Origin of the sequence: Hydrogenophaga sp., assembly GCF_051860785.1 — a bacterium.
In the GTDB taxonomy this organism is placed as follows: Bacteria; Pseudomonadota; Gammaproteobacteria; order Burkholderiales; family Burkholderiaceae_C; genus Hydrogenophaga.
Genome location: NZ_JBIMLB010000013.1, coordinates 87,458 through 113,211 on the forward strand (window position 1 = coordinate 87,458; position 25,754 = coordinate 113,211).

Genomic DNA, 25,754 nt, shown 5'->3' on the forward strand with positions numbered 1-25,754 from the left:
GACGGCAAAGCATTCTCACGGCCGCTCGATGCGCACCGGAACAGGGCCGGGTCATGCACCAATGCAGGTCAAAAACCAGACCAAACACAATATTTGCATTACACAATTAAACGAGATATTATTTTCTCTCCCACCCTCACCCCACGGAGAACCTCCCATGATGAAACTCTTTCGACATCTGCTCGCGATGACGTTGCTGTCCGTGTCCACGCTCGGTTTCGCTCAGGATGCGTTCCCCACAAAGCCCATCACGCTCGTCGTGCCCTTTCCCCCGGGGGGTTCAGTGGACGCGGTCGCCCGCCGCGTTGCTCAAGGACTGTCGTCAGCGCTGGGTCAAACGGTTGTTGTCGACAACAAATCAGGCGCAGGTGGCACCATCGGTTCGACCTATGTCGCTCGATCGCCCGCAGACGGTCACACGCTCATGTTCGCCACGTCCAGTGCGCTGGTGGTGTCACCGGCTCTGTACAAGGCGATCTCGTACGACATTCATTCGTTTCAACCCATCATCGAAGTCACGCGAGGGCCCTTCATCCTCACCGTTCAGCAGGGTTTCCCGGTCAACAACGTGAAGGAACTGTTGGCCTACGGGCAGCAGAACCCGGGAAAGCTCACCTATGGGTCAGCGGGCTCCGGCAGCGCACACCATCTGGCCATGGAGGGGTTCAAACAGGTCTCCGGCCTTGAGGCACTTCACGTGCCCTACCGCGGAGGCGCACCGGCCTGGACTGCGCTGCTCGGTGGGGAGATCCATCTCTTGTTCGACAGCATGCCCGGACCGCTGCTCTATCCCGGCCGGGTCAAGCCGATCGCAGTGACAGGGGAAACACGCCTGTCCAAGCTGCCAGACGTTCCGACCTTCTTGGAACAAGGTCTCAAGGGCGTCGACAACGTGTTCTTTTTCGGCGTGGTGGGCCCAGCAGGCATGCCCCGCAGCACGGTGAACACGCTTCACGCAGCGCTGTCCAAGTCCCTTCAGGATCCCGAAGTCAAGGCCGCCCTTGAATCTCAAGGACTGACACCATCTCCAGGCACGCCCGAAGCATTTGGTGCGCTGCTCGCCAAGGAAGCACCTCGGTTCAAGGCGCTCGTTGACAAGATCGGACTCAAGCTTGACTGACCGTCTTCCTGCGCTGTGGTGTGGTCGCCGGCTGTGCAGGCTCCTTCTTCCGGGCGCCTGACTGGGCACGGGGCGCGGTCCTTTTTCCACCGGCCGACTGCGCGCTGCCGCGCCGCGCAGGTTCTTTCATGAAATGCTTCTCGCCAGCCTCGGGGGTGAAGAGCGCCCGGGCTTGCGCGTCCAGCTTTTCCATGACGGCACCGAACAGGCGACTCTCCTCTGCCGTCAACACGCTGCGCCATCTGGCATCCATCTCCTGGCTGACTTCCTCCACCTCTTCATACACGGAGCGTCCGCGCGATGTCAGGCAGAGGATGACGCGGCGGCGATCTGCCGCATCGGTGTTGCGGATGACGTATCCGATGTCGACAAGCCGATCCACTGCGCGAGTCACCTTGTCGGCATCCATCGTGCTCAACTGGGCAGCAACGCCCGGAAAAATCGGCTCATAACGCCCAATGATCGAAAGGATGCGCCACCCGGCGAGAGTCAAGCCGAACTTCTTGTTGTAGAGACTCGCGATGCATCGCACGTTGAGCGTCGAGAGGATGGAGAAGCGGTAAGCGAGGCGGTGTTCTATGCTGAATTGCGGGTTCAAGTTGATCTCCAGCCAACCGCTCGGAGGGCGGTTCAGCGGTTTTCAGTCTAACAACAAAATCCATGTTGTCGACTTTCGTTTTTAATTGCATAATACAAATATTATTGCGGCGAAGGGACAACGATGAAACAAAGCTGGATCCAGATCGCCTCGGCTGACAAGCTGACCGAAGGCAGCATGCTCGAAGTGTCCTGCAACGACCGAACGTATTGCCTGTACAGGGTCGAGGGCAACATCTATGCGACAGACGCACAGTGCACCCACGGAAACGCCAGTCTTTCAGACGGATTCATCATCGGCGACGAGGTTGAATGCCCATTTCATCAGGGGTTGTTCCACATCCCGACCGGTCGTGCGACGGGTGCTCCGTGCACCGAGGATCTGCGCACCTATCCCGTTCGTGTCGAAGGAGACGTGGTATCCGTGCAGGTCCCATCCACACAGTCAACGGGTCAGTAGTTCACCCACTCCAGATTGTTGCCTTTTGAAATCAATACACCACCATCGATGAACCAGACTCCACATTCTCCCGTTTCCGACCGGCTGCGGATCGACCCGGAAAAGAAGCTGTTCCGGGTTGCGCGATCGAACTACGTCGACCCCCGAATCTTCGAGCTCGAGATGGAAGGCATCTTCTCGAAATGCTGGCTCTATGTGGGGCACCAGTCAGAGTTGAAGGGAAATGACACCTTCGAAATGCGCCGCGTGGGCGGACGCTCCGTGATCTTTCTGCGCGACAAGGGCGGCGTGATCCGATGCTTCCTCAACGTCTGCCCACATCGCGGGGCGCAGATCACGCGCCATCGTTGTGGAAAGGCCCGCAACTTCACTTGCATCTACCACGGCTGGACGTTCGAGAACACCGGCAAGGTCAAGCTCGTGAGCGAAGCCGACACGTACCCCGAGTCCTTTCACGCTGAAGGCAACGATCTGGTCGCCGTACCGCGCTTCGAGGAATACCGCGGATTCTGGTTTCTCAACTTCGACAGCGGGGCCATTTCCCTCGAAGAGTTCCTCGGCGATGCGCGCGAGTACATCGACATGGTGGTCGACCAGGCTGAAGAGGAAATGTGCGTCGTCGACGGCGTTCAGGAATACAGCGCACGCGCCAACTGGAAGATGTTGTCGGAAAACAGCACCGACGTGCTGCACGTTGAAACGCTTCATCCCACTTACCTGGACCTCATCCGGACCAACTCCGGCGGAACCATTGTCCGGGGCAAGCTCAATGGCGGTGGTGTGTCGCTGGGCAATGGCCACAGCGTGGTCGAGCGCGAGGCGACCTATGGCCGCCCTGTGGCTCAGTGGATTTCCCTCTGGGGAGAAGAAGCCAAGGCGGAAATCGAACAGGTCTATGCGCGCCTGGTCAGCAAGTTCGGCGCCGAGCGCGCCGAACGGATGGCCAAACGCAGCCGCAACCTGCTGATTTTTCCGAACCTCGTCATCAACGACATCATGTCGGTCACGGTGCGGACATTCCAGCCGATCTCCCCCGACTACATGGAAGTCAGTGTCTGGTCGCTTGCTCCGAAGGAGGAGTTCGGCAAGCCCGCGCTCGAGCGCCGGCTCACCAACTTCTTCGAATTCCTGGGCCCCGGCGGTTTCGCCACGCCAGACGACATCGAGGCACTGGAGTCGTGCCAACGAGCCTTTGCATCCTGGAGAGAAGCGCCCTGGAACGATCTCTCCAAAGGCTTTGGTGCGGAGAAAAGCCATCCGACCGACGAATTGACGCAGAGAAGTTTCTGGATCGAATGGGAGAAGTGGATCTCCCGGGGAAGCAAGCCATGATGGATCTGCTCGCTCGCCAGACACGCTCCGACATCGAGGACTTTCTCTACAGAGAGGCCGATCTTCTGGACACCTGGGACCTGGTCACCTGGCGCCAGCTGTTCACAGCGGAGTGCCTGTATGTCGTGCCCAATCTGGCGCTTCCATCCGATGCGCCCGTCGAGAGCACTCTGCACCTGGTGGTGGACGACGGTCACCACCTCACCGAACGCGTCAAACGGCTGGGGAAGAAGACCGCCCACGCGGAATACCCCCGCTCGCGGGGGCGGCGCCTCATCAGCAATGTGATGATCGTTGAGAGAGGCGACCAGTACCTGCGCGCGCAATGCAATTTCGTGACCTACCGCACCAGCCAGCAGACCACGGACACCTACTTCGGTCAGCACCAGTACCGCTTCGTGGTCGATGGGGGCGTGATGAAGATCCAGGAGAAACGGACCATTCTGGACATTGGCTCACTTCGCCCTCAGGGCCGTCTGTCCATCATCGTTTGAAGAAGGAAACGCCATGGAAGGCATCGACGGAAAAGTGGCGATCGTGACGGGGGGATCGAGCGGCTGCGGCGTCGGCATCGCACGCCGGTTCGTGCGCGCAGGCGCGAAAGTGGTGTTGGCCGACATTCTGGATGAGCCCGGTCAGGCACTGGCTGCGGACCTCGGTCACGCTTGCCGGTACGTGCATGCCGACCTGCGCAGTGACTCGGAGCTTCAGGCGCTCGTCGACTTCACCGTGCGCACCTACGGCGGCATCGATTTCCTCATCAATTCGGCCTGCACGTATGCCGACCGGGGCGAGGAAGCCACCCGGGAAGAATGGCTCGATGCCTACAACATCAACGTGTTCGGACACGTGGTGCTGCTGCAGATGTCACGGCCTCACCTGGTGAAGTCTGCCAACGCGAGTGTGGTCAACTTCACCACCGAGGCGGCACACGCCGGGCTCGCGGGTCGATGGGTCTACCCTTCCAGCAAGGCCAGCATCGAGCAATTGACCAAGAGTCAGGCGCTGGACCTCGCACCCGAAGGCATCCGGGTGAACTCGGTCCTGCCGGGCTGGGTGCGCAAGCCCATGCACGACACGGCGCCACCCGAGGTGCAGAAGGCGTATGCGAACTGGGGTGACCGGCTGCACATGCTGGGCAGGCTGGGCACACTTGATGAGGTCGCGGACACCGTGCTCTTTCTCTGCTCCAGCCACGCCACCTTCACCACTGGCAGTTGCATGTATGTGGACGGCGGCCACAGCGCCATGGGACCACAGGGTCGCGAGAAGGTGCTACCGACCGCGCTGCGCAAGGCGGGTGGGGCCACTAGCCCCTGAGCAACATCCTTCGCGCACCTGGAGAGACGACATGAATGGATCGGACCTGCTGCTGAAGGGCACTGCACGAGACATCGGCTTTGCCATCGCACAAGGCCATCTTTCCTCGCTCGAGGCGGTGCGCTGGTACATCGCCCGGATCGAAGAGCACGACAAGGGGCCCGGTGGCATCAACGCCATCCGCACCATCTCCCCCCAGGCGATCGCGCAGGCGGCGGCCGCAGACGAGGAACTGCGAACCTCAGGACCCAGAAGTCTCTTGCACGGCGTGCCCTTCCTGATCAAGGACAACATCCTCTCCACGGACGGCTCGCCCGCCAGTGCCGGCTCGGCCGCTCTCAAGGACTTCATGCCCTCGCACGAAGCCACGCTGGTGGCCAGGCTGCGCAAGGCAGGTGCCGTGTTGCTCGGCAAGACCAACATGACCGAGTTCGCCGACTTCGTCTCGGATGTCATGCCGGCGGAGTTCAGCGGTGCTGGCGGGGTGGTGCGAAACCCGCTGGGGCTGCGGTACGACCGGGGACAGGGCTCCAGCGTGGGCTCGGCAGCGGCGGTGGCGGCGCGCTTTTGCGCTTTTGCCATCGGCTCCGAAACGCAGAATTCCATTCAGACACCCGCTATCTTTTCCTCCGTGTTCGGGTTCAAGCCCACCGTGGGTCGCGTCAGCCGCCACGGCATCGTTCCCCTGGTTCCCAGCCAGGACACCGCCGGTCCTCTCACGGTGTGCGCCAGCGACGCGATGCTGGTGCTGGAGGCCATGGCAGGCCCGGACATGCACGACACCGCCACCCTCGTTCCGCTCCCGGCATTGACACGCTTTCCGCTTTCTGGAGGCGGACTGGAGGAGATGGCATTTGGAATTCCCCGGCGCACGATCGAAGCCGCCCAGCTCTCGCCCGAATGCACACAGGCTTTCGAACGCGTATTGAGCAGGCTTTCATCCGCTGGAGCCCTCATCATCGACCCGTGCGACATGCCCAGTGCGGAGCAAATCCACGAAGTGCGCTCGTCGGTCTTCCGCACCGAATTCAAGGCCTCCCTCAACGCCTTTCTGGGGAGCTGCTCCCCATGCGGGTTCACCGAACTCGAACAGTTGATCGAGTGGAACGCCCGCCACGCGAAAGCCATTCCGTATGGACAGAGCCTGCTGGAGGCAGCGAACAAGACTGAAGGGTTGAGGTCTCCCGGATACCAGGCCGATCGCCGACGCGATCTGGCCTTGAGCCTGGACGGTGGCATTCTGGCGGCGTTGCGGGCGAGCAGCGCCGATGTGCTGCTGGTTCCGATGTCGGTGGCCGCCAAGTGCACGGGCAAGGCCGGCGCCCCGGTCGCAGCGATTCCCGTCGGTCAGGCCAGCAACGGCATGCCTTTCGGGGTCACCCTATTCGCAGAGCCGGGGCAGGACATGAAACTCCTGAGGATCGCCGCCGCCATCGAGCACTGCGTCGGCGAACGGCTCCTTCCCGCGCTGACGTAGGTAGGTTGGCCGTCAAAGGCCCGTGCGCTACCTCGTCAAGGCACCGCGCAAATCGAATTGGGTGTCCGCTGCCTCCTCCGGGGAAAGCCTGGAAGCAGTGGCCAGCATCTTTCGGGCAACCATGTGCTCGCCGGGCCTGTTGATGGAGTCGACCCCCACCAGAGCGCCTGCACGAAAGTAGAACACCGAGAACGCCGGCTCTTCCATCGAACCTCGCACCGCGCACTGGTCGAACCCTCGCGAGAGACCAACGCCCTGCAGCTTCATGTCGTATTGATCGGACCAGAACCAGGGCGGCGCGTTGTAGCGGGTCGACCCACCCGCTGCGTTGGTGCCGGCGATGCGACCTTGGTCCACCGCGTTCTGCACGCATTCCAGCCGCGCCATTCCCCCTGCGAAGGCATTGGGATGAAGGGTGCAATCTCCGGCGGCAAAGACGTCCGGGTCGTTGGTGCGGGCAAATTCATCGACCACGATGCCATTGCCGCAAACGATGCCTGCCGTCTGGGCGAATTCCTGGTTCGGAATGGCGCCGATACCCACGAGCGCCAGGTCGGCAGAAAGCTCGGTACCGTCGGACAGCACCACGGCCGTCAACCGACCACCCTCCGAGCGAAAGGCGTTCACCTGCGCATCGAAATGCAATCGGACGCCTTCTTTCCGGTGGCGCGCCGCCACATGCTCCGACAGCATGGTGGGGAGAACACGCAGCAGCAGCCCCGACTGGGATTCCACGACCGTCACCTCCTTGCCCATGGCACAAAGGGAGGCCGCCATCTCCAGACCGATGAACCCGCCACCGACGATGACCGCATGCCTGACGGATGCCACCGATGAGGCGATCCGCACAGCGTCATCCCTCGTCCTGAGCGCATGGATTCCCTGTGCGTCCGCGCCCGGAATCTCCAGCATCCGGGGGCGACAACCCGTTGCCAGCACCAACCGGTCATAAGGCAGGCACTCACCGCCCGCCAGCTCCAGATGCTTGCGCTCACGATCGAGGCCGCACACGCGGTGGTTGACGAGCAGTTCGATGGCCTGGTCCTCGAAGAATTTCTGCGGTCTGATCGGGAGATGCGTGGCGTCGAAGTCGCCGCGCAGAAAATCCTTGGAAAGCGGTGGGCGCTGATAGGGCAGATGCGGCTCTTCTCCCAACAGCACAATGCGCCCCTGGTAGCCTGCGGTGCGCGCAGCTGCGGCGGCATTCAGTCCCGCATAGGAAGCCCCCACGATCACCAGGCCCGCGCTCATGTCTGCAACTCGGGCAAGTGAACCGGCATCTCGTCCATGCTGGCATCGATCACGATCTGGCATCCCAGCCTGCTGGTCGGCCGGCGCTCGGCCGCGACGGCCTCCAGCATCTCAAGCTCCATCTGATCGGCTGGCGCCAGGCGACCCGCCCACTCGGCGTCGAGGTAGACGTGGCAGGTGGCGCAGGAGAGACAGCCCCCACACTCGCCATCGATCCCCGGCACGTTGTTGTGCACAGCGCCAAGCATGAGGTTGCTGCCATCGGGCACATCCACGCGCGTGCGCGTGCCGTCCGCAGACACGTAGGTGATCCAGGCCATCAGAGCGATCGCTCCTTGTCGCCGGCAGGTTGCGCCTCCCCCGCTTCCTGCGCCTCTATCCACTTCACAGCTTCCTGCCATGGTGCGTCCGAAGGCATGTAAACGGATGCCGCTCGCTGATCGAAGTTCGTTCCAGGCGCGGTGCCCGGCAACTCCAGGCCTTGCTCCATCTCGCGCAGCTTTCGAAGGATGAGGCGCCGGTAGAAAATCACGGCCTTGTCGCTGGTACCGAGATGCTCCTGCGTCCGGTCGAAGATGGGCCCCATGCTCTCCTGCACCGCACGGTCCTGGATGGCTGCGCCGGTCACGCCCGAGAAGTTACCATCGACCATCATCTTGCGATCCTGAAGGTGCATATTCGCGACGGTGTGCGGGGTCCGGTACAGGGGAGGATCGGCGCGATGTCCCCAGTTGGCGTAGATCGCCGGTACATCGAGCGACTTTCGCGCATCGTGATGGATGTAGAAGGTGAAGCACGACTCGTCATCGATCGGCAGCCAGGCCTTGAACAGTTGGGATTCGTGAGGACCGGTGGCGATGTGCGTGTAGAAGGGGGCAATCCACTCGGTGGTCCGCACGTAGGCCATGGCGGGATCTGCCGTCTTGCGCACCGCACCCACGCGCATGAGCTGCGGCGTTTCCTCCACGTGGATGGCCGGAGCCCCATCAGACATCAGGTCGCTGATCGACTGCCATCCTGCGCCCGTCCAGCTCTGCCGGGCGATGGCCTCGTCGAAGTCGCGGTGCAGGTAATTGGGATGCGCGGGATCCAGGTCACCCTCCAGTCCCTGGAGATAGTTGGAATCCTGGTACATCTTGACCACCAGCAACTTCTCGGGAGGCAGGTTGGTCCAGGGAAATTCCGGAAAGGGGGGCATCTTGTCGGCAGGCCCCATGTAGGTCCACAGAATGCCGCCAGCCTCTTTCACGGGGTACGAGCCATGGGTCAGCATGATCTTCATGCGGGTGTCCGCCGGTTCGGCGGGCATGTCCAGGATCTTGCCGCAGGTCCCCATCTTCCAACCGTGGTACAGGCAACGCAGGCCCCCGACCTCGTTGCGACCGTAGGCCAGCGACGCTCCACGATGAGGGCAATGCTCCTTCATCAGGCCAGGTTTTCCATCCGGATCGCGGTAGGCCACCAGCTTCTCTCCCAGAAGCCCCACGCGAACCGGCGCGCCGCCGGGTTCCTTGATTTCTTCCAGCACCGCAGCGGGTATCCAGTAGCGGCGGAAGAAGTTGCCCAGAGGGGTCCCTGGACCCACCTGTGTCAAACGCTTGTTGTCTTCACTTGTCAGCATGCCTTTTCCTTTTTGGAACTGTCTCGCCAGGACGGGGTGTCGTCGACCCGGGTGCCGGGGTCGGATGCCTGCAATTTTAATTGCATTTCGCAATATTTGCAAAACGTCTTTTTAAGGCGTTTGAAAGATACAATCTTTTTGTCGCGAGTGAGGTGGTCTCCCCGCCGAGCCCAATTCCCGAACGGACAGGACACTCATGCAGCAGTACGCCTACCACCCCTCACCTCCACCGACCCGGCGTGTCCGCAGCAGCCAGCAGTGGCTCGCCTACAGCCCCGTGCACGCACGCCCACCCCTGGAGTGGCCCGGCAAGGCGCGCCTGGCGCTCTGGATCTGCCCCAATGTGCTGCACTACGAATACGATCCGCCAGCCGATCCCTGGATCAACGCCTGGGCTCGCATGCCAGCACCGGATGTGCTCATGTATGGTCGGCAGGACTTCGCCAACCGCGTCGGCTTCTGGCGCATGCTTGAAGCCATCGACCGGTTCGACCTGCGCTGCACCGCTGTGCTGAACGCGCAGGCCCTGGAGAAAAACCCCAGCATCCGGGACGCCATGGTCGAGCGGCATTGGGACTATCTTGGCCATGGCCTGAACAACACCCGCTTCGTGCACGGGATGTCGCGCGAGGAGGAGCGTCGCTACTACCTCGAAATGATGGAGACGGTGCATGATCAGACCGGCATCGCGCTTGTCGGCACCGGTGGCCCCGGCCCGCAGGCTTCCACGGAAGACACGCCGGACATCCTGGCCGAAATCGGCATGCTCTATCACAGCGACTGGTTCCAGGATGATGTGCCGTTCCCACTGAAGGTTCGCCAAGGTCGCCTGATTTCCATGCCGTACGCCATGGACACGAACGATGCGCCCTACCTGGGCCAGGCCTTCGAGGCAGAAGGTTTTGTCGATGTGATTCGCAGGCAGTTTGACCAGCTGTATGCGGAGGGCGCACAGAGCGGGAAGGTGATGTGCATTTCCCTGCACCCCGCTCTTTTCGGGCAGGCGCACCGCATCAAGTACCTGCACGAGATGTTCGACTACCTGCGCTCGCACGAACACGTCTGGCACGCGAGCGGACAGGAGATCGCCACCCACTACATGAATCACTACCACGACACCATGCTTGCCCTTTTGAACGAGCAAGGCCAGAAGGACGCCCGTCGTGCGTGACGACACCGAACACGATTTTTATCCGCGCGATGGCGCCCTTGCGATGCAGCGAGAGCACTGGCCGGATGGAAAACCGTTGGCCGTGGCGTTCGTGGTGAGTGCGGAGTACTACGATCTGTATCCCTCGGCAGAAGCCTTCACACCACCCTCTGTTCCTGGTGGTTTCGGCCGAGGACCCTACCCGGACTACCGCGCCTTTTCGATGCGCGAGTACGGCAACCGGGTCGGTGCTTTCCGGTTGATGGACTTGTTCTCCCGGCACGGATTGCGGGCGACGCTCGCCGCAGATGCCTTCGTTGCACAACATCGCAGACCCGTCATCGAACGCGCGCTGAACCTGGGCTGGGATCTCGCGGGTCATGGCCTGAGCGTCACCGACGTCATCTCCTCCCGCATGTCAGAGGAGCGCGAACGCGACTACGTGGCGGAATCCTTGCGCGCACTGCAAAGCGCCTCTGGCCGCACCGTCAAGGGCTGGCATGGTCCGGAATACGGCGAGTCCGCGAGAACGCCCCGGCTGCTTGCGGAGGCCGGTGTGCGCTACCTGATGGATTGGCCGCACGACGAGCGCCCTGTGCCGCTCGACACGGGTTCAGGCGTGGTGCTTTCTCTGCCCATGTCTGCCGATCTGGACGACGTGATGGCCCACTGGCACCGCAGAATTCCCATGCATCGATGGGTTCAATGCGTGATCGACGCGGTGGAGCGCCTCGCCATGGACGGTGCGCACGGAGGTCGGCTCCTGCTTCTCAACCTGCATCCCTGGCTTTCCGGCCAGCCGTATCGAGTCTCTTACCTGAATGAGTTGCTCGGCCAGCTCACGCGCCGCACCGACATCTGGTTCACGACCACCGATGAAGTGGCGGCACGCAGCGTCGTTGCACCGGTTGCTACAACGGGCGGACACTGACGACGTGGGGCTCCATGTAGTGGCGCAATCCCAGCAAGGAGTTCTCGCGCCCGATACCGGACTCCTTGGTGCCACCAAAAGGCACGCAAGGATCACTTCCGACATGGTGATTGACCCACGCAGTTCCCACGTCCATCCGCTGGGCCAGATCGGTGGCCCGCGCGAGATCGCCCGTCCACACGGAGCCACTCAAACCGTAGCGTGTGGAGTTCGCCTTTTCGATCACTTCGTCGACATCGTCGAACTTCAACACCGGCAACAAGGGACCGAAGGTTTCTTCGGTCACAACCCGCGAGGTCTGTGCAGGCTGTGCGATGACCCGGGGCGCCACGAAGTAGCCTTGAGCCGGAATCTGCTGCGTCCCACCCAGCACCTGGGCTTGCGGGTCTCTCAACACCTCATCCAGCACTTCATGAACGATGCGGTACTGCATGGCGTTCTGGACCGGCCCCATGGTCACCTCGGGATCGAATCCATCACCGACCGTCACCTCCTTCGCCAGACGCGCGAGTTCGGCGCACAAAGGTTCGAACACCGGTGCTTCGACATACAAACGCTTGATCGCCATGCAGACCTGGCCACTGTTGACGAACGCGCCTGCGAACAGGCGAGGTGCAATGGCCACCGGATCCACATCCTTCAGCACGATGGCCGCGTCATTGCCGCCCAGTTCCAGCGTCACGCGTTTCAGGGTTTCAGCCGCACTTGCCATCACTTTCTTGCCCGTGCGCACGGAGCCTGTGAACGTGATTTTCGAAATGGTCGCATGCTCCGTCATCCATCGACCCAGTTCGTCCGGCCCAGCAAGAACATTGAGCACACCTGGCGGGAAGATGCCGATGCCGAGCTGCCCCAACCGCAACGTGGCCAGTGGCGTATAGGGAGAGGGCTTCAGCACCAGCGTGTTTCCCGTGTACAGGGCATGGCTGATCTTCGACATCGCGAGGATGATCGGCATGTTCCATGGCGTGATGGCGCCCACCACCCCCATGGGACGGTATTGAACGTCGAATGGGCGGCCCGCTGAGTCCTGCAGCGTCTCTGTCGGCATGTCGATCAACGACAACCTGCGCATCTGCTCGGCCGCACGGCTGATTTCATCGCGGGCACGGTTCAGCGGCTTTCCTTGTTCCATGGTCAGGACGGCGGAAAGCCCATCCTGTTCGGCATCCACCGCATCGGCGAACCGGTGCAACGCTGCACGGCGCACCTGGACATCCGCATCTCTCCACGCAGGGAATGCCCGGCTGGCGGCGGCCACCGCACGATCGAGTTCTTCCTTCGATGCGCTTGGGCAATCGGCGAACGGCACCCCCGTGGCCGGATTGATGACCGGGTACGAGGCTTCGCTGAAAACCGCAGCACCATCGATGGTCTGGGCGTAGCCTGAGTGCGACACGGAAGGACGAACGACAGTCATGATCGCCCTGCCCTCATTCAGGCTTGAATCCCGACTCAGCCACGATGCGCTTCCAGCGCTGGCCTTCGCTGACCATCAGCGCCTTGAACGCCTCGGGCGTGCCTGGACTGGGCTCGAGATCCTGCTTGTCCAGCAGCGCCTTCATCTCCGGATTGGCCAACGCGCGGTGCATCGCGGCGTTGAGCTTGGCGATCACGGCCGGTGGCGTGCCCGCTGGCGCGACCACACCGTACATGAAACCCACATCCACGCCAGGAAAGCCTTGCTCTGTGAATGTGGGAACGTCAGGGTAGGACTTCAGCCGTTTCGGGCCAGTGACTGCGATCGGCCGCACCTTGCCCGACTGGGCAAACATCTGTGGTCCGGGCATGGTGTCGAACAGCGCGTGAACGTCACCGGCCATCAGGGCCGGATAAGACTGGCCGCCGCCACGGTAGGGAATGTGCGTCAGGGAAACGCCACCGGCCCGATTCAGCAACTCACCGGCAAAGTGCTGGACACTCCCGGGCCCGGAGGAGCCGTAGTTCAATTTGCCGGGGTTCTTTCGCGCGTAATCGAAGAGCTCCGCCACGTTGCGCACCGGCAAGTCGCCGTTGGCCACCAGCACGTAGGGCCCTCGCGCAACCTCGGAGACCGCGTCGAACGAGGTCACCGGGTCGTAGCCCACATTCTTCATGGTGGCAGGGGCGACCACCAGGTTGCCCGCGACGCCGAACAGGAGCGTGTACCCGTCTGCGGGCGCCCGCGCCACCGAGGCGGCCGCAATGGTCCCGGTCGCACCAGCCCGGTTCTCCACCACAACGGATTGGCCGAGCTCCTTGCCCAGATGGATGGCCACCAGACGAACGACCGCATCCAGCGAGCCACCCGCGGCAAATCCGTTCACGAGCACGACGGGTTTGGAAGGATAGGTTTGGGCCCAACCCAGATTGAAGCCGAACAACAGGAAGAGAATGGCAACGAAGCGCATGGCAACTCCTTGAATGAACTCAACTCGCACAAATGACGTCCAGAACCACCTGGCGCCTCTCGGTCTTCACCATCGCGATGGCACGGGCCAGCGCGTCGGGAAGCGCAGCGGGATCCGTGACGCGTTCGCCATACCCACCCGTCGCCTCGACGACTTTCTGCAAGGCCAGGGCCGGATGGAAATGCGTCAACGCTTCAAACGCACCGTCCTGGGCGGCCACACCGTCTGGATACACGTGCCGCGTGGCGGCTCGCACTTCGTTCCAGCGCTGGTTGTTGAAGATCACCGTCAGGAAGGGCAGGCCTTGCTCCAGCGCGACGTAGTGGGCAGAAACCGGCTCGCAGAACATGTAGGAGCCGTCCCCTTCCACGGCGATGACCAGGCGATCGGGCGCCGCCAGCTTTGCCCCCAGCGCCACACCCAGTCCCCAGCCCAGTCCACCGGCCGCGCCGGCCGAAAACATCGAACTGGTCTGCTTGAAATCCTGCTGCGCCAGGGAGAGTTGGGGCGCTTCCTTCACCAGGATCGCGTCCTCTCCTTTCGCCTCATTGATGCAATGGCTGAACCACGCAGGGTGGATGGGCGTCTGGTGCTTCACCGACTCGACAAGATCTTTCAGGGTTGAGCGGGATTCGGCAATGCGCTTCAGGGTGACCTGACGACGGGCCTCCACGGTGTCACGGTCGGGCGCGTGCGCTGCCTCGAGTTCCTGAGCGATCGCCTTCAACGCCAACACGGGCGAACTGGCAATCGCCAGATCGCATTCGAAACCACGGATCGGAATCTCCCCATGCAGCGGATCCGCTGCGATCTGGATGACCTTGGCTGCTGACAGATCCGCACGGTCCTTGATCCAGGGCACCACGCTGTCCAGCACCAGCACCAGATCGGCATCCTTGATCCATGGCAGTGGGTCGTAACCCGCATGCATCGGATGGGCGCTGGGCAGATTTGCGCAACGCGGCACGAACTGAGCGACCGGTATGGCGAAGCGGTCTGCGAACTCGGCCAGGGCATCGAATCCACCTTCTTCCAGGCCGATCGACGTGGTGATGATCAGCGGTGACCGCGCTTCACTCAGCATCGCCGCCGCTTCACGCACGGCCAGTGAAGATGGACCTGGCGGTGTAGCGGTGCCGTGGCGCGATGAAGGGAACGACGGCGCCTCGTCCATTTTCCCGGCCAGCACTTCTCGCGGAAGGGTGAGATAGACCGGCCCTTTGGGTGTGCTGTTGGCGATGCCGATCGCGCGGTCCACCACCGTCAGCAGTTGTGCGCCTGTCCGAAGCTCGTATTCCCACTTCACCGCCTCGCGAACCATGGCGGCCTGATCGAACATCTCCTGCGTCCAGTGGATATGGATGTTCCGCGATCCGGGTTCGCCCTGCTCGGTGATGGGTGTGCGGCCGGCGGTGAAAAACACCGGTATGTGCGCACGAGCCGCATTGAGCACGCCGCAAACCGCGTTGGCGGTTCCCACGTTCACGTGCACCATCACCGCCTGCATGCGGCCGCTCACAAGCCAGTGCCCCATGGCCATGTGGATAGCGACGTTTTCATGGGGCACCGTCACGGGCACTGGCGCCTGCGAGCGATCCATGGAAGCGTAGGCCTCGATGATGGATGCGAAGTCGGTGCCCGCATTGGCGAAGAGATAGTTCACGCCTCGATCGGCCAGCAGACGCAGGTAGTTCTTGCCGACGGTGACCGTGGCTGTCGCAGATTCATTCACTCTCTTCTCCAGCAGATTTCGCAGTAGCGCGTTTCTGCAAATTTAATTGCAATTCGCGATTATTGCAATTAAAAAATAGAGAGCAGGTAAAAATTTATCCGCGGCGGGGCACGTGCCGCTCCTTGCCCTGGGGGCCGAGCGCGGTGTAACCCCCATCGACGGCGAGGCAGGCGCCCGTGATGAAACGTGCGTGGGATGAGCAGAGGAATAGCGCCGCCTCCGCCACCTCCTCCGCGGTCTGCAAGCGCGAGAACATGTTGAAGCGATCCGCCAGGCCCGCGATTCGTTGCGCGGCTTCTTCCGAGGCGTACTCATGGCTCGGCTTGCCGATCAAACCCGGCAGGATGGCATTGACGCGGATGCCCTGGTCGGCCAGCTCCAGCGCCGCACTGCGCGTCATCTGCTCGATCGCCGCCTTCGTGGCCGGGTAGACCCAACGTCCCATCTGGGCGATGTGCCCGCTCGCGCTGGAAAAATTGACGATCGATGCCGCCTGAGAATGCACCAGATACGGGAGCGCCTTCTGAATGAGAAGCGCGTGGCCGAACAGGTTGATGTCGAACACTTGGTGCCAACCCGAGCGGGACGTCTGCAAGCCCTCTTCCGCATACGAACATGCGACGTTGAACAGGAAGTCGAGCCCCGCGAATCGCTGCTGCGCGGTGGCCAGGAGTGCGTCCAGGTCTTCGTCAGACCGCAGGTCGGTGCGCTGGAAGATGCAGGCGGGACCGAGCTCGTCCGCCAGCAACCGGCCTTGGCGTTCCAGCACGTCGGCAACCACCACTTTCAAGCCAGCGGCAACGAACGAACGAACCATGCCGGCGCCAAGCCCGCTGGCGCCGCCCGTCACAACCGCCACTTTCCCGGTGAGACCTTCCACAGCGATCCTCCTTTGCCGGCATCAAGCCGAAGAAAATCGCCATCTTATTAAATGTAATTTCCATTTGCAATTAAATATCGTGCGACCGGCCTCGCACGACGAACGACCGGCGCACTGCGAAAGTGCGCCGCCTACTGCCGCACCAGCTTGATCGCACGCCCGTTGTCGAAGCTGCCTTCCAGCGTCTTGTCGTCGGTGCGCTGCAGCGTGGCCTTGCGGTCGCGGCAACCGGCGATGGCACTGGAGGCATCGAGCCGCAGGTCGAGCTTGCCCGCAGCGGGGTCGCCAGCAATGGACAGGGGCAGGGGTCGCCCCACGCAGGGGTCTTTCTTGTCCTTGTCGCTGCGGGCGTAGGTGGTCCACGTACCGGTACCGCCCTTGAGTTCCACCGTGGCCTCGCGGCCCTCCGCGCCCTCGGTGGCAAAGGTGACGCGCCAGTGGCCATCGAGCGTGGATTGAGACCAGACGGGAAAGGCAACCAGGCAGGCCACCAGAACCAGAGGAAGGCGGAGGATGTTCTTCATGGCACCCATTCTCCAACCACCCGGGCGGTTGCGCCAGTGTGGCTTTTCCCGCTTCAGGCGATGTCTTTGTCCGGCACCGGCGCGCGCATGCCCACGCAAACGCGGTTCCACGCGTTGATCTGCGCGATGGTCCAGCACAGTTCGACGATTTCCTGGTCGCTGAACTGACCCTGGAGCGCCGTGAATTCGGTGTCTCGGCTGCCGTGCTGTTCCACGAGTCGGGTCAGAGATTCCGCCCAGTCCAGCGCGGCACGCTCGCGCGGGCTGTAGAGGTCGGCCTCGCGCCAGGTGACGAGGCTGTTGATGCGCTGCCAGGTCTCGCCGTGCTTGCGCAGGTCGCGCACGTGCATGTCGACGCAGAAGGCGCAGCCGTTGAGCTGTGAAACGCGCGTTTTCACCAGCTCCATGAGCGGCAGGCCCAGCGAAGAGGTGGCTGTGGTGACGCCCACAGCGGCCATGGCCTGGAAGGCCTTGGGAGCGATGTCGGTCCAGGGAAGTCTTGCGGTTTTCATGGTTCTCCTTGATGAGGTGGTCGGGATGGATTCACCTCACAAGACGGTCAGGCCGGCGGTTTTGTGACAGACCCTTCGCGACCGAGCGCCGCGACGATGCGCGCCAGCTTGTCGGGGTTGCGCTGCACGTGCAGACGCAGGATGCGCTGGCCGTCCGTCACGAACGATTGCGCCGATTCCAGCACGCCATCGATGAAGCGCAGCAGGCCCCATTGGCCGTTGAGCACCACGACCTCGAAGCGCACGGCGTCGCCGAAGCGCCGGTGGGTGGCGTAGAAAAGCTGGGCGATGCGCCGGTCGCCCACGATGGGCACGCCGAAAGTCGGCACCTTGCCGCCACCGTCGCCCACCAACTGGGCGTCCTCGGCCAGCAGATTCTTGAGCTCGTCGAAACGCCCGCTGGAAGCGGCTTCGGCGAATCCGCGCAGCAGCCGGAGCTGGTCCTCGCGCGAGACGATGTGACGCGGTCGCTCGTCCTTCAGTTGTTCCCGGGCGCGATGCACGATCTGGCGGCAGGCACTCTCGGTCTTGCCCAGGGCCTGGGCCACTTCGCCGTAGTCGGCATCGAACACCTCGCGCAACAGGAAGGCCGCCCGCGCTTCAGGCGCCAGGCGCTCGAGCAGGACCAGAAAGGCCACCGAGACGTCGTCGGCACGTTCGACCCATTGCTCCGGGGTGACCGGCGACTCCGACATCAGCGGCTCGGGCAGCCAGGTGCCGATGTAGTGCTCGCGCTGGACTTTGGCGCTGCGCAGCCGGTCGATGGCCAGGCGCGTGGTCACGGTGACCAGCCAGGCTTCGGCGCTGTCGATCTCCGTCGGACGGCTCTCGTGCCAGCGCAGCCAGGCATCCTGCACCACCTCTTCGGCTTCGGCGGAGGAACCGAGCATGCGGTAGGCCATGCCATGCAGGCGCGGGCGCAGACGGTTGAAGGTGTCGGTGGGCATGTTCATCAGACGTTCCAGCTTCTCATTTTGTGACAGCCATCACAATCGCTTCGTGCCGGTCGGAGGGACTGCACCGCCTGTCCCGACCGCGTGCGGCCGAGCACGGCGTACCGCGACAATGCCAGGAGGCGACAGGCGCCCCCAACGAAGGAATTTTTCAGGTGTCTTGCATCCATGGGAACCCCGATGATCGAACAGCAGTTCGGTAAGGAGCCCTATACCGCCGGCCTGGGCGACCCGCCGGGCTACCAGCCCCCGCGGCGCATGAGCCGTCGGCAACGCATGGTCTGGATGATCCTGCTCACCGTGATGGCGGCGCTCGCTCTGCTGATCTGGCACGAAGTGCAGACCTCCTACTGGCAGGCCCGGGAGCTCAACAGCTACGCGGCCGGCCTGCGCCACCACGTGGCGCCGGGTCCGGCGGACCACATCCGCTTCCCGGCCGAGGGGCCCTTCGACGAACGGCTGGGTTACGTCGCCATTCCGGGCTTCGCCGAGCGTCTGCAGGCGCGGGGCTTTCACGTCACCGCGCAAGCGCGCCAGAGCGATGCCCTGCAGGCCCACCTGTCGCGTGGCTGGTTCGCGCCGTATGCGGAGAAAACGCACACCGGCCTGACCGTGCTGGATTGCAGCCGCGAACCGTTGCACGCGTTCCGCTACCCCTACCGGCGCTTCGATCGCTTCGAGAGCCTGCCACCCGTGGTGGTGCAGGCCTTGCTCTTTATCGAGAACCGCGACCTGCTCGACCCCGAACGCCCCGAGATGAACCCGGCGGTGGACTGGGTGCGCTTCACGCGCGCGGTGATTTCCCAACTGGGCAGCCAGATCGATCCGGACATCGACACCCACGGCGGCAGCACGTTGTCCACGCAGATCGAGAAATACCGCCATTCGCCCGGTGGCATCACCCACGACGCGCGCGAAAAACTGCGGCAGATGATCTCGGCCTCGGTGCGGGCCTACCAGCAGGGAACGCAGACCATGCCGGCGCGCCGCCAGCTGGTGCTGGACTACATGAACACCGTCCCGCTGTCGGCCGCGCCGCGCCACGGCGAGGTGCACGGTCTGGGCGACGGCCTGTGGGTGTGGTTCGGGACCGATTTCGATCGTGCGCAAAGTCTGCTCACCGGCCAGTCCGGCGATGCCGACGCGAGGGCGCAGGTGCTGCGCCAGGCGGTGGCTCTGATGATTGCGCATCGCCGACCTTCGTACTATCTCGGGCAGGGCCGCAAGGACCTCGACCACAGCACCGACGCCCACCTGCGCCTGCTGGCCACAGCCGGCATCATCGACACCGCCTGGCGCGACGCCGCGCTCCAGCAGACGCTGGTGTTCCGCGACATGGAAAAAGACCCGCCGCTGCTGCCCCAGACCGCGAGCAAGGGCACCACGGCCGTGCGCACCCGGCTGGCCGGCATGCTTGGCACCTCCCTTTACAGCCTGGACCGGCTTGACGCGGAAGCCAGCACCACCTTGAACGGCAAGCTGCAGGACGCCGTGAGCGACTACCTCGGCCGCCTGAGCGAACCCGACTTCGTCGCCTCGCAACAGCTCATGGGCGATCGTCTGCTGCAACCAGCCACGCTCTCCGAAGTGCGCTACAGCTTCACGCTGGTGGAAAGCACCCAGCAGGGCAACCTGGTGCGCGTTCAGACCGACACCACGCAACAGCCGCTGGACATCAACGAGGGCAGCAAACTCGAACTGGGCTCCACCGCCAAACTGCGGGTGCTCGCCACCTACCTGGAACTCGTCGCCGAACTGCACGGCAGGCTCGCCACCCTGGAGCCGGCAGCGCTGCGGGCCACCGAGGTGAGCCGCCAGGACACCCTGAGCCGCTGGGCCGTGGACTACCTGAGCGGCCCTCACGACACCAGCCTGGGCGCGATGCTCGAAGCCGCCATGGACCGGCGCTTCTCCGCCAACCCGGGCGAGCAGTTCTTCACCGGGGGTGGCCTGCACAGCTTCAACAACTTCAATCGCTCGGACAATGACCGGGACCCGACCCTGCGCGAATCGATGCAGGCCTCCATCAACCTGCCCTTCGTGCGCCTCATGCGCGAGGTGGTGCGCCACACCATGTACCAGGTGCCCGGCAGCACCGCCAGGCTGCTGAAAGACGATCTCGATCCGCGCCGCGAGACCTACCTGGCGCTGTTTGCCGACCGCGAAGGCCAGGCCTTCCTGCGCCGCTTCTGGCGCAAGACAGACAACCGCACCCCACAGGAACTGCGCGCCATGCTGCTCGACGGCCTCACGCCCAACGCCGACCGCCTGAGCGCCGTGTTCCGCTACCTGGACCCCGAGGCTTCGGCCGAAGCACTGGGCGCCTTCCTGGCCACGCGCCTGGGCGACAAGGCACCTGATGCCAACCGCCTGGCCAGCCTGCACGAGCGCTTCGCACTCGACGCCTTCGACCTGCCCGACCGGGGCTATGTGGCCCGCGTGCACCCGCTGGAACTCTGGCTGGTGGCCTACCGCCTGCGCCATCCCGAAGCCACGCTGACCGAGGCCATCGGCGCCAGCGCCGCCGAACGCCAGGCGGTCTACCGCTGGTTGTTCCGCACGCGCGCCAAGGACGCGCAGGACACCCGCATCTACACCATGCTCGAGGTGGAAGCCTTCCTGGAAATCCACCGCCGCTGGACCCGCCTGGGCTATCCCTTCAGCCACCTCGTGCCTTCGCTGGCCACCGCCCTGGGCAGTTCGGGTGACCGCCCCGCCGCGCTGGCCGAGCTGATGGGCATCATCGTCAACGGCGGGATGCGCCGGCCCACACACCGCATCGCCGATGTGAAGTTTGCCCAGAACACGCCGTGGGAAACCGAGCTGCGGCCCGTGCCGTCCGAGGGTGAGCGCGTGATGGCTCCGGAAGTGGCCCAGGCGTTGAAAAAAGCCTTGTCGGAAGTGGTGGAGGCGGGCACCGCCCGGCGGCTGGCCGGCAGCTTCCAGAGCAAGACCGGCGAAGACCTGTCACCAGGTGGCAAGACCGGTACCGGCGACAACCGGGTGGTGATCAAGGGTCGCAGTGGGCAGGCGATGAACCGCACCGCCACCTTCGTCTTCTACCTCGGCCCGCGGCACTTCGGCACCATCACCGCCTATGTGGTGGGGCCTGATGCCGCGCAGTACCGCTTCACCTCCGGCCTGCCGGTGCAGATCCTGCGGTCGATGGGCCCCGTGCTGCTGGCCCACCTCGATGGCAGTCCCGGCAGCGGGTGTCCCCGGGAACCATAGGTCTGAACCGCGCGGGCTAAACTGGCCCGGATGGCCACCCCACCCGACATCGACCCCTCCAGCACGCTGCGGTTCATCCTCAACGGCCACTCCGGCAGCCAGGATGGCGAGGGCACGCGTGAGGCCATCGAGTCCACGCTCAAGTCCACTGGCCGGACCGGAGAACTCATCTATTGCCAGCCCGGCGAACTGCCGCATGCGGCAGCGAAAGCCGCCAGGCAGGCGCTGGCCGAGCGCTCGGCCATCGTGGCCGTGGGAGGCGACGGCACCATCAACGCCGTGGCGCAGGCCGCGCATGCCTCGGGCTGTGCCCTAGGGGTGATTCCACGCGGCACGTTCAACTACTTCGCCCGCACGCACGGTTTGCCACTGGACGTGGCCGAGGCCACCGCGCAACTGCTCGCCGCGCAGCCCATGCCGGTGCAGGTCGGGGCCATCAACGATCAGGTGTTCCTCGTCAATGCCAGCGTGGGCCTCTATCCCCGGTTGCTGGAGGATCGCGAGGCCTGGAAATCGCGCTTCGGGCGCAACCGGCTGGTCGCACTGGGGGCGGCCTTCGCCACCTTGATGCGCACGCCGAACCGGCTGAAGCTGAGCATCGAGCTCGACGGCGTCAAGCGCGAACTGCGCACGCTCACCCTGTTCGTGGGCAACAACCGGCTGCAGCTGGAGCAGGTTGGCGTGGCCGGGCCCCCCCCTGGCCAGGCGCCCCGGGACAACGGTCGCGTCACGGCCGTGGTGCTCAAGCCCATCGGCACACTGGGCATGCTCGGCCTCATGCTGCGCGGTGCACTGGGTTCGCTCGGCGAAGCCGAAGGCATCGAGCACTTCGAATTCGACGAGATGGTGGTGAAGCCACCGAGCGTGATGCGCCTGCGCCGGCTGAAGGTGGCGTTCGATGGCGAGGTAGCGCGCATGAAGCCGCCGCTGCGGTTTCGCGTGATGCCCGAGCCGCTGTACCTGCTCAAGACCGGAACCTCCGCGAAGGAAGCGGTTTGAGCGTGGTCCTGCAGATTTCCGATCCGCATTTCGGTACCGAGGTGCCTGAGGTGGTGGAAGCGCTGGCGCGCCTGGCCAGCGCACTCGGGCCCGATCTGGTGGTGCTTTCGGGGGACATCACCCAGCGCGCCCGCGCTAGGCAATTCGAGGCCGCCAGAGCGTTCACGGATCGCATCGGCGCCCCGCTGCTGGCGGTGCCCGGCAACCACGACATTCCACTGATGAATTTGTGGGCTCGCCTGACGCGGCCCTACTCCCACCACTGTGCGTCTTTTGGAGAATCGCTGGAGCCCTCCTTCGAGAACCGCGAATTGCTGGTGCTCGGCGTGAACACCACGCGCTCGCGCCGGCACAAGAACGGTGAGGTGGACGCGGCCCAGGTTCGGCGCGTGTCCGATCGGTTGAGTCGAGCCGGCACCCATCAGCTTCGCGTGGTGGTGGTGCACCAGCCCATCGAAGTGAAACGCCCGCAGGACGAACCCGATCGACTGATCGGCCACGCGGCCGCACAGCACGCCTGGGCCGTGGCTGGTGCCGACATCGTCATGGGAGGGCACATCCACCTGCCCTACGTGATGCCGCTTCCCGGTCTGGCGCGCCCGATGTGGGCCGTGCAGGCCGGCACCGCGGTTTCCAGCCGCGTCCGGCGCGGCGTGCCCAATTCGGTCAACGTGTTGCGCTGGTCGGCAGGTGATGGCACCTGCGTTGTCGAGCAGTGGGATCACGCCGGGCCGAAACAGGCCTTCGAGCTTCGACAGGCGACGCGCCTGAACATGGCGCGCAACAACTGAGTCGTCTGGCTCAGCCGAACATCATCGATCGATGTGCCGACGCGCCTGCCATGGCGCCGGCCCCCACCGAGATCGCCACGTTGCCGGCCGCGCGCGCGGCATCGCCACACGCGAACACACCGGGCACGCTGGTAGCCTGCATGGCGTCGGTGCGAACGAACTCGCCCGTCGGGCCTTCGTCCATGGCGCAGCCGAGCTGGGCTGCCACCGGGCTCGACACGCGCGTGCGAGTCACGGAGAAAAGCCCGTCCATGACCAGGCGCCGGCCATCGCGCATTTCCACCGTGGCCGTCTCCACAAGCCGCGCCACCGAACCCGACTCCACGACGACCCCGCGCGCAGCCAGTGCCGCACGCTGCTCGTCGTCCGGCACGAAGGCATCGTTAAGGAACAGGGTGGTCGGGCCCCAGTCGGGCAGCATCAGCGCGTGGTGCATCGAGAGGGCGCTCGATGCGAGCACACCGATGCGACCCTCATCGAGTTCATAGCCGTGGCAGTAAGGGCAATGAAACACGCTCACGCCCCAGCGCTGCGCCAGGCCATCGATGGCGGGCAGCTCATCCACCACACCGGTGGCCAGAACCAGCTTGCTGGCGTGTTCGACACCGCCGTCGGCCACCGACACGCGAAAAGCGTCGCCCTCGCGCTCGGCCTGCGTGGCCGTACCGTCGAGCCACCGCACGTTGGGATACGCCAGCAACTGCGCTTTGGCTTCGGCAGCAATGACCTGCGGCGCACGCCCATCGAAGCCCAGGAACCCGTGCGAAGCGCTGGCGAAGCGATTGCGGCGCAGGTTCGCATCGATCACCAGCACACGGCGCCGAGCACGCGCCAGTTGCAGGGCGGCGGACATGCCGGCGTAGCTGCCGCCGATCACGATGGCGTCATGGGTTGTGGTGGAGGTGTTCATGGTGATTCCTGGCATGAGGATGTTCGGCGAAGCGGCGGCTGAAATCGGCCGCGAGGTCAGCGAGCGTGACCCGACCCAGACGCTGGACCAGCAGCGCCTGCGCTTCCTGCAGCGCGCCCGACAAGGCCTCGTTGACGGCCTGCTCGACCAGACAGTCGGGCTTTTCGGACCGGTGCCCCATGGCGAACACCGACGGTGCACCCACCGCGTCGTACACGTCGCGCAATGTCACCGTCTTCAGATTGCAGGCCAGCACCCAGCCGCCGCCATGGCCCTTTTCGGAGCTGACGAAACCCGCGTCGCGAAGCCCGGCCAGCGTGCGGCGCACCACCACGGGGCTGCCTTGCAGGCAGGCGGCCAGCGCCTCTGACGTCATGGGGCCGTTGCTGTGCGCCATGTGCAGCAACAGGTGAAGGATGGAGGAAAGACGGCTATCGAGTTTCATGTAACTTATAAAGTTACATGAAATTCATATCACCCTCTGCCCTCAGGGGTTTTGACTGCCCGGCTCACCCCGGACGTTGAAGGCGGGGTGGTAGTTCACCTCACCAGAGGCCGCCGCGCCCGTCCAGTGCAGCGCCTGGAAGTACTCGGGCGGCACACCCGGCAGCACCAGCTTCGGATCGACACGAAAACCAAAGCGGCCGTAGTAGCCAGGCTCTCCCAGCACCACGCAACCGGCCGCACCCTGCCCTCGCAACCTGTGAAGCGCCGCACGCACGAGCCCGCTGCCCACGCCACGCCCCTGGTACACGAGTGACACGGAGATGGGACCGAGGCCGAACCAGCCGGTGGTGCCGTCGGAAACGGTGACCGGCGAAAGCGCCACATGGCCGCGCAGCAAACCGTCCTGCTCGTCGACCAGGGAAAGCGTCAGGGCACCCGCCGCGCGCAAGGCGTCGACGATGAAGTGTTCGGTGTGGTCGGTGTGCGGCGCGTGCTCGAACGCGTCCCGCGTGAGGGCATGGATGGCGGGGGCGTCTGCCGGGGCCTCGGGCCGGATCATTTCGCCAGCGCACGCCCCGAATGCACCGCGCCCGAGCGCGACTCGATCACCGCTTCCACCTCGCGGCGCAGACCCAGCAGGAAACCGAACTCGGCCACCACGAACAGCGGTCCGATGATCAGGCCCATGATGTCATCGACGAAGGCCGGTTTGCGGCCTTCGAAGATGTGGCCCACGAACTGGATCACCCAGCCCACCACGAACAGGCCCACGCCCAGCGTAGCCCAGGCGCCGGTGGACAGGCCCGCCGTGGCGTTGGCAAACGCCAGGCAGGCCGCGAGCAGCAAGCCCATGGCCACGCCGTAGCGCAGGTCCAGCCGCAGGTAGTAAAGCGTGGCGATGATCACGGCCAGCGTGGCGGGTGTCAGCGACAGCCCTGCCACCTCGAATGCCGGTCGCGCGAGCAGCACCACGACGGCGAGCACGATCATGGGGATGCCGACGAAATGCGTGAGGATGTTGCGCCGGTCGCGGTGGTAGGCGGCGTAGTTGCTCAATTGGTCGTTGAGGGTTTTCATGGCTTGTCTCCTGAAATCTCGGTCCAGGTGAACATCATCGCCAGAGTCG

General features: G+C 64.1%; 26 protein-coding genes and 1 pseudogene. 12 read left to right on the forward strand and 15 right to left on the reverse strand.

Annotated elements, in window-relative coordinates; translation table 11 throughout:
• Positions 1-157: 157 nt before the first annotated feature.
• A complete protein-coding gene (locus ACTIF6_RS17210; RefSeq protein WP_439589150.1) occupies positions 158-1,120 on the forward strand; it encodes a Bug family tripartite tricarboxylate transporter substrate binding protein in 963 nt (320 codons plus the stop codon).
• Here ACTIF6_RS17210 and ACTIF6_RS17215 read toward each other — a convergent pair.
• Positions 1,107-1,718: a MarR family winged helix-turn-helix transcriptional regulator gene (locus tag ACTIF6_RS17215; protein WP_439589151.1), complete on the reverse strand. Its 612-nt coding sequence runs from the start codon at positions 1,716-1,718 to the stop codon at positions 1,107-1,109. The genes ACTIF6_RS17210 and ACTIF6_RS17215 overlap by 14 nt on opposite strands.
• Positions 1,719-1,841: 123 nt before the next feature.
• On the opposite strand from ACTIF6_RS17215, the gene ACTIF6_RS17220 reads away from it, so the two are divergent.
• The 6 genes and pseudogenes from ACTIF6_RS17220 to ACTIF6_RS17245 all read left to right on the forward strand — a co-directional run bounded on the left by ACTIF6_RS17220 (position 1,842) and on the right by ACTIF6_RS17245 (position 6,306).
• Positions 1,842-2,177 (forward strand): non-heme iron oxygenase ferredoxin subunit, encoded by a 336-nt coding sequence (locus ACTIF6_RS17220; protein ID WP_439589152.1) that lies wholly within the window; start codon positions 1,842-1,844, stop codon positions 2,175-2,177.
• Between the two features lie 162 nt (positions 2,178-2,339).
• A pseudogene (locus ACTIF6_RS17225) lies at positions 2,340-2,597 on the forward strand (aromatic ring-hydroxylating oxygenase subunit alpha); the annotation flags it as partial.
• Positions 2,598-3,509, forward strand: coding sequence for an SRPBCC family protein (locus tag ACTIF6_RS17230; protein ID WP_439589200.1), 912 nt, complete (start codon positions 2,598-2,600; stop codon positions 3,507-3,509).
• Positions 3,506-4,003, forward strand: coding sequence for an aromatic-ring-hydroxylating dioxygenase subunit beta (locus ACTIF6_RS17235; RefSeq protein WP_439589153.1), 498 nt, complete (start codon positions 3,506-3,508; stop codon positions 4,001-4,003). Before ACTIF6_RS17230 ends, ACTIF6_RS17235 begins: the two co-directional genes overlap by 4 nt.
• A 13-nt stretch (positions 4,004-4,016) precedes the next feature.
• Positions 4,017-4,829, forward strand: a complete 813-nt coding sequence (locus ACTIF6_RS17240) for an SDR family oxidoreductase (RefSeq protein ID WP_439589154.1) — start codon at positions 4,017-4,019, stop codon at positions 4,827-4,829.
• Between the two features lie 31 nt (positions 4,830-4,860).
• Positions 4,861-6,306, forward strand: a complete 1,446-nt coding sequence (locus tag ACTIF6_RS17245) for an amidase family protein (RefSeq protein ID WP_439589155.1) — start codon at positions 4,861-4,863, stop codon at positions 6,304-6,306.
• A gap of 27 nt (positions 6,307-6,333) precedes the next feature.
• On the opposite strand, the gene ACTIF6_RS17250 is transcribed toward ACTIF6_RS17245, so the two are convergent.
• Genes ACTIF6_RS17250 through ACTIF6_RS17260 form a run of 3 tightly spaced genes read right to left on the reverse strand, consistent with a single transcriptional unit; the run spans position 6,334 to position 9,178 of the window.
• Positions 6,334-7,557: an NAD(P)/FAD-dependent oxidoreductase gene (locus tag ACTIF6_RS17250; protein ID WP_439589156.1), complete on the reverse strand. Its 1,224-nt coding sequence runs from the start codon at positions 7,555-7,557 to the stop codon at positions 6,334-6,336.
• On the reverse strand, positions 7,554-7,877 hold the full coding sequence (locus ACTIF6_RS17255) for a 2Fe-2S iron-sulfur cluster-binding protein (protein ID WP_439589157.1): 324 nt from the start codon (positions 7,875-7,877) through the stop codon (positions 7,554-7,556). The genes ACTIF6_RS17250 and ACTIF6_RS17255 overlap by 4 nt, the downstream gene beginning before the upstream one ends.
• The gene (locus ACTIF6_RS17260; RefSeq protein ID WP_439589158.1) at positions 7,877-9,178 is read right to left on the reverse strand and encodes a Rieske 2Fe-2S domain-containing protein; all 1,302 of its coding nucleotides are present in this window, start codon (positions 9,176-9,178) and stop codon (positions 7,877-7,879) included. Before ACTIF6_RS17260 ends, ACTIF6_RS17255 begins: the two co-directional genes overlap by 1 nt.
• A gap of 196 nt (positions 9,179-9,374) precedes the next feature.
• On the opposite strand from ACTIF6_RS17260, the gene ACTIF6_RS17265 reads away from it, so the two are divergent.
• Entirely contained in the window at positions 9,375-10,349 is a 975-nt protein-coding gene (locus ACTIF6_RS17265) for a polysaccharide deacetylase family protein (RefSeq protein ID WP_439589159.1), read from the forward strand.
• Positions 10,342-11,259: a polysaccharide deacetylase family protein gene (locus ACTIF6_RS17270; RefSeq protein ID WP_439589160.1), complete on the forward strand. Its 918-nt coding sequence runs from the start codon at positions 10,342-10,344 to the stop codon at positions 11,257-11,259. Before ACTIF6_RS17265 ends, ACTIF6_RS17270 begins: the two co-directional genes overlap by 8 nt.
• Here ACTIF6_RS17270 and ACTIF6_RS17275 read toward each other — a convergent pair.
• The 7 genes from ACTIF6_RS17275 to ACTIF6_RS17305 form a co-directional block, all read right to left on the reverse strand.
• Complete coding sequence (locus ACTIF6_RS17275) at positions 11,240-12,679, reverse strand: aldehyde dehydrogenase family protein (RefSeq protein WP_439589161.1); 1,440 nt, start codon at positions 12,677-12,679, stop codon at positions 11,240-11,242. The genes ACTIF6_RS17270 and ACTIF6_RS17275 overlap by 20 nt on opposite strands.
• Positions 12,680-12,692: 13 nt before the next feature.
• The gene (locus tag ACTIF6_RS17280) at positions 12,693-13,649 is read right to left on the reverse strand and encodes a Bug family tripartite tricarboxylate transporter substrate binding protein (RefSeq protein ID WP_439589162.1); all 957 of its coding nucleotides are present in this window, start codon (positions 13,647-13,649) and stop codon (positions 12,693-12,695) included.
• Positions 13,650-13,668: 19 nt separating this feature from the next.
• On the reverse strand, positions 13,669-15,381 hold the full coding sequence (locus ACTIF6_RS17285) for a thiamine pyrophosphate-requiring protein (RefSeq protein WP_439589163.1): 1,713 nt from the start codon (positions 15,379-15,381) through the stop codon (positions 13,669-13,671).
• Positions 15,382-15,475: 94 nt separating this feature from the next.
• Entirely contained in the window at positions 15,476-16,261 is a 786-nt protein-coding gene (locus ACTIF6_RS17290) for an SDR family oxidoreductase (RefSeq protein ID WP_439589164.1), read from the reverse strand.
• A gap of 131 nt (positions 16,262-16,392) precedes the next feature.
• Positions 16,393-16,785 carry a hypothetical protein gene (locus tag ACTIF6_RS17295; RefSeq protein ID WP_439589165.1) on the reverse strand — a complete coding sequence of 131 codons (393 nt, stop codon included), beginning with the start codon at positions 16,783-16,785 and terminating at the stop codon, positions 16,393-16,395.
• Positions 16,786-16,838: 53 nt separating this feature from the next.
• Entirely contained in the window at positions 16,839-17,297 is a 459-nt protein-coding gene (locus ACTIF6_RS17300) for a carboxymuconolactone decarboxylase family protein (protein WP_439589166.1), read from the reverse strand.
• Positions 17,298-17,344: 47 nt separating this feature from the next.
• Positions 17,345-18,250, reverse strand: a complete 906-nt coding sequence (locus tag ACTIF6_RS17305) for an RNA polymerase sigma-70 factor (protein WP_439589167.1) — start codon at positions 18,248-18,250, stop codon at positions 17,345-17,347.
• Between the two features lie 168 nt (positions 18,251-18,418).
• Between ACTIF6_RS17305 and ACTIF6_RS17310 the strand changes: the two genes are divergently transcribed.
• From ACTIF6_RS17310 to ACTIF6_RS17320, 3 genes are read left to right on the forward strand one after another with little or no spacing between them, the layout of a single operon-like run.
• Positions 18,419-21,481, forward strand: a complete 3,063-nt coding sequence (locus ACTIF6_RS17310) for a transglycosylase domain-containing protein (protein ID WP_439589168.1) — start codon at positions 18,419-18,421, stop codon at positions 21,479-21,481.
• Positions 21,482-21,511: 30 nt separating this feature from the next.
• Positions 21,512-22,480, forward strand: a complete 969-nt coding sequence (locus ACTIF6_RS17315) for a diacylglycerol/lipid kinase family protein (protein ID WP_439589169.1) — start codon at positions 21,512-21,514, stop codon at positions 22,478-22,480.
• On the forward strand, positions 22,477-23,271 hold the full coding sequence (locus ACTIF6_RS17320; RefSeq protein ID WP_439589170.1) for a metallophosphoesterase family protein: 795 nt from the start codon (positions 22,477-22,479) through the stop codon (positions 23,269-23,271). The genes ACTIF6_RS17315 and ACTIF6_RS17320 overlap by 4 nt, the downstream gene beginning before the upstream one ends.
• A gap of 10 nt (positions 23,272-23,281) precedes the next feature.
• On the opposite strand, the gene ACTIF6_RS17325 is transcribed toward ACTIF6_RS17320, so the two are convergent.
• From ACTIF6_RS17325 to ACTIF6_RS17340, 4 genes are read right to left on the reverse strand one after another with little or no spacing between them, the layout of a single operon-like run.
• A complete protein-coding gene (locus ACTIF6_RS17325) occupies positions 23,282-24,181 on the reverse strand; it encodes an NAD(P)/FAD-dependent oxidoreductase (protein WP_439589171.1) in 900 nt (299 codons plus the stop codon).
• Positions 24,156-24,626, reverse strand: a complete 471-nt coding sequence (locus ACTIF6_RS17330; protein ID WP_439589172.1) for an Rrf2 family transcriptional regulator — start codon at positions 24,624-24,626, stop codon at positions 24,156-24,158. The genes ACTIF6_RS17325 and ACTIF6_RS17330 overlap by 26 nt, the downstream gene beginning before the upstream one ends.
• A 42-nt stretch (positions 24,627-24,668) precedes the next feature.
• Positions 24,669-25,187 (reverse strand): GNAT family N-acetyltransferase, encoded by a 519-nt coding sequence (locus ACTIF6_RS17335; RefSeq protein ID WP_439589173.1) that lies wholly within the window; start codon positions 25,185-25,187, stop codon positions 24,669-24,671.
• Positions 25,184-25,705 carry a DUF962 domain-containing protein gene (locus tag ACTIF6_RS17340; protein ID WP_439589174.1) on the reverse strand — a complete coding sequence of 174 codons (522 nt, stop codon included), beginning with the start codon at positions 25,703-25,705 and terminating at the stop codon, positions 25,184-25,186. The genes ACTIF6_RS17335 and ACTIF6_RS17340 overlap by 4 nt, the downstream gene beginning before the upstream one ends.
• Positions 25,706-25,754: the final 49 nt, after the last annotated feature.

Coding starts and splice junctions, on each gene's coding strand:
- ACTIF6_RS17210 (WP_439589150.1), top strand. CDS start 158: ATGATGAAACTCTTTCGACATCTGCTCGCGATGACGTTGCTGTCCGTG.
- ACTIF6_RS17220 (WP_439589152.1), top strand. CDS start 1,842: ATGAAACAAAGCTGGATCCAGATCGCCTCGGCTGACAAGCTGACCGAA.
- ACTIF6_RS17235 (WP_439589153.1), top strand. CDS start 3,506: ATGATGGATCTGCTCGCTCGCCAGACACGCTCCGACATCGAGGACTTT.
- ACTIF6_RS17240 (WP_439589154.1), top strand. CDS start 4,017: ATGGAAGGCATCGACGGAAAAGTGGCGATCGTGACGGGGGGATCGAGC.
- ACTIF6_RS17245 (WP_439589155.1), top strand. CDS start 4,861: ATGAATGGATCGGACCTGCTGCTGAAGGGCACTGCACGAGACATCGGC.
- ACTIF6_RS17250 (WP_439589156.1), bottom strand. CDS start 7,557: ATGAGCGCGGGCCTGGTGATCGTGGGGGCTTCCTATGCGGGACTGAAT.
- ACTIF6_RS17255 (WP_439589157.1), bottom strand. CDS start 7,877: ATGGCCTGGATCACCTACGTGTCTGCGGACGGCACGCGCACGCGCGTG.
- ACTIF6_RS17260 (WP_439589158.1), bottom strand. CDS start 9,178: ATGCTGACAAGTGAAGACAACAAGCGTTTGACACAGGTGGGTCCAGGG.
- ACTIF6_RS17265 (WP_439589159.1), top strand. CDS start 9,375: ATGCAGCAGTACGCCTACCACCCCTCACCTCCACCGACCCGGCGTGTC.
- ACTIF6_RS17275 (WP_439589161.1), bottom strand. CDS start 12,679: ATGACTGTCGTTCGTCCTTCCGTGTCGCACTCAGGCTACGCCCAGACC.
- ACTIF6_RS17280 (WP_439589162.1), bottom strand. CDS start 13,649: ATGCGCTTCGTTGCCATTCTCTTCCTGTTGTTCGGCTTCAATCTGGGT.
- ACTIF6_RS17295 (WP_439589165.1), bottom strand. CDS start 16,785: ATGAAGAACATCCTCCGCCTTCCTCTGGTTCTGGTGGCCTGCCTGGTT.
- ACTIF6_RS17300 (WP_439589166.1), bottom strand. CDS start 17,297: ATGAAAACCGCAAGACTTCCCTGGACCGACATCGCTCCCAAGGCCTTC.
- ACTIF6_RS17305 (WP_439589167.1), bottom strand. CDS start 18,250: ATGAACATGCCCACCGACACCTTCAACCGTCTGCGCCCGCGCCTGCAT.
- ACTIF6_RS17310 (WP_439589168.1), top strand. CDS start 18,419: ATGGGAACCCCGATGATCGAACAGCAGTTCGGTAAGGAGCCCTATACC.
- ACTIF6_RS17315 (WP_439589169.1), top strand. CDS start 21,512: ATGGCCACCCCACCCGACATCGACCCCTCCAGCACGCTGCGGTTCATC.
- ACTIF6_RS17325 (WP_439589171.1), bottom strand. CDS start 24,181: ATGAACACCTCCACCACAACCCATGACGCCATCGTGATCGGCGGCAGC.
- ACTIF6_RS17330 (WP_439589172.1), bottom strand. CDS start 24,626: ATGAAACTCGATAGCCGTCTTTCCTCCATCCTTCACCTGTTGCTGCAC.
- ACTIF6_RS17335 (WP_439589173.1), bottom strand. CDS start 25,187: ATGATCCGGCCCGAGGCCCCGGCAGACGCCCCCGCCATCCATGCCCTC.
- ACTIF6_RS17340 (WP_439589174.1), bottom strand. CDS start 25,705: ATGAAAACCCTCAACGACCAATTGAGCAACTACGCCGCCTACCACCGC.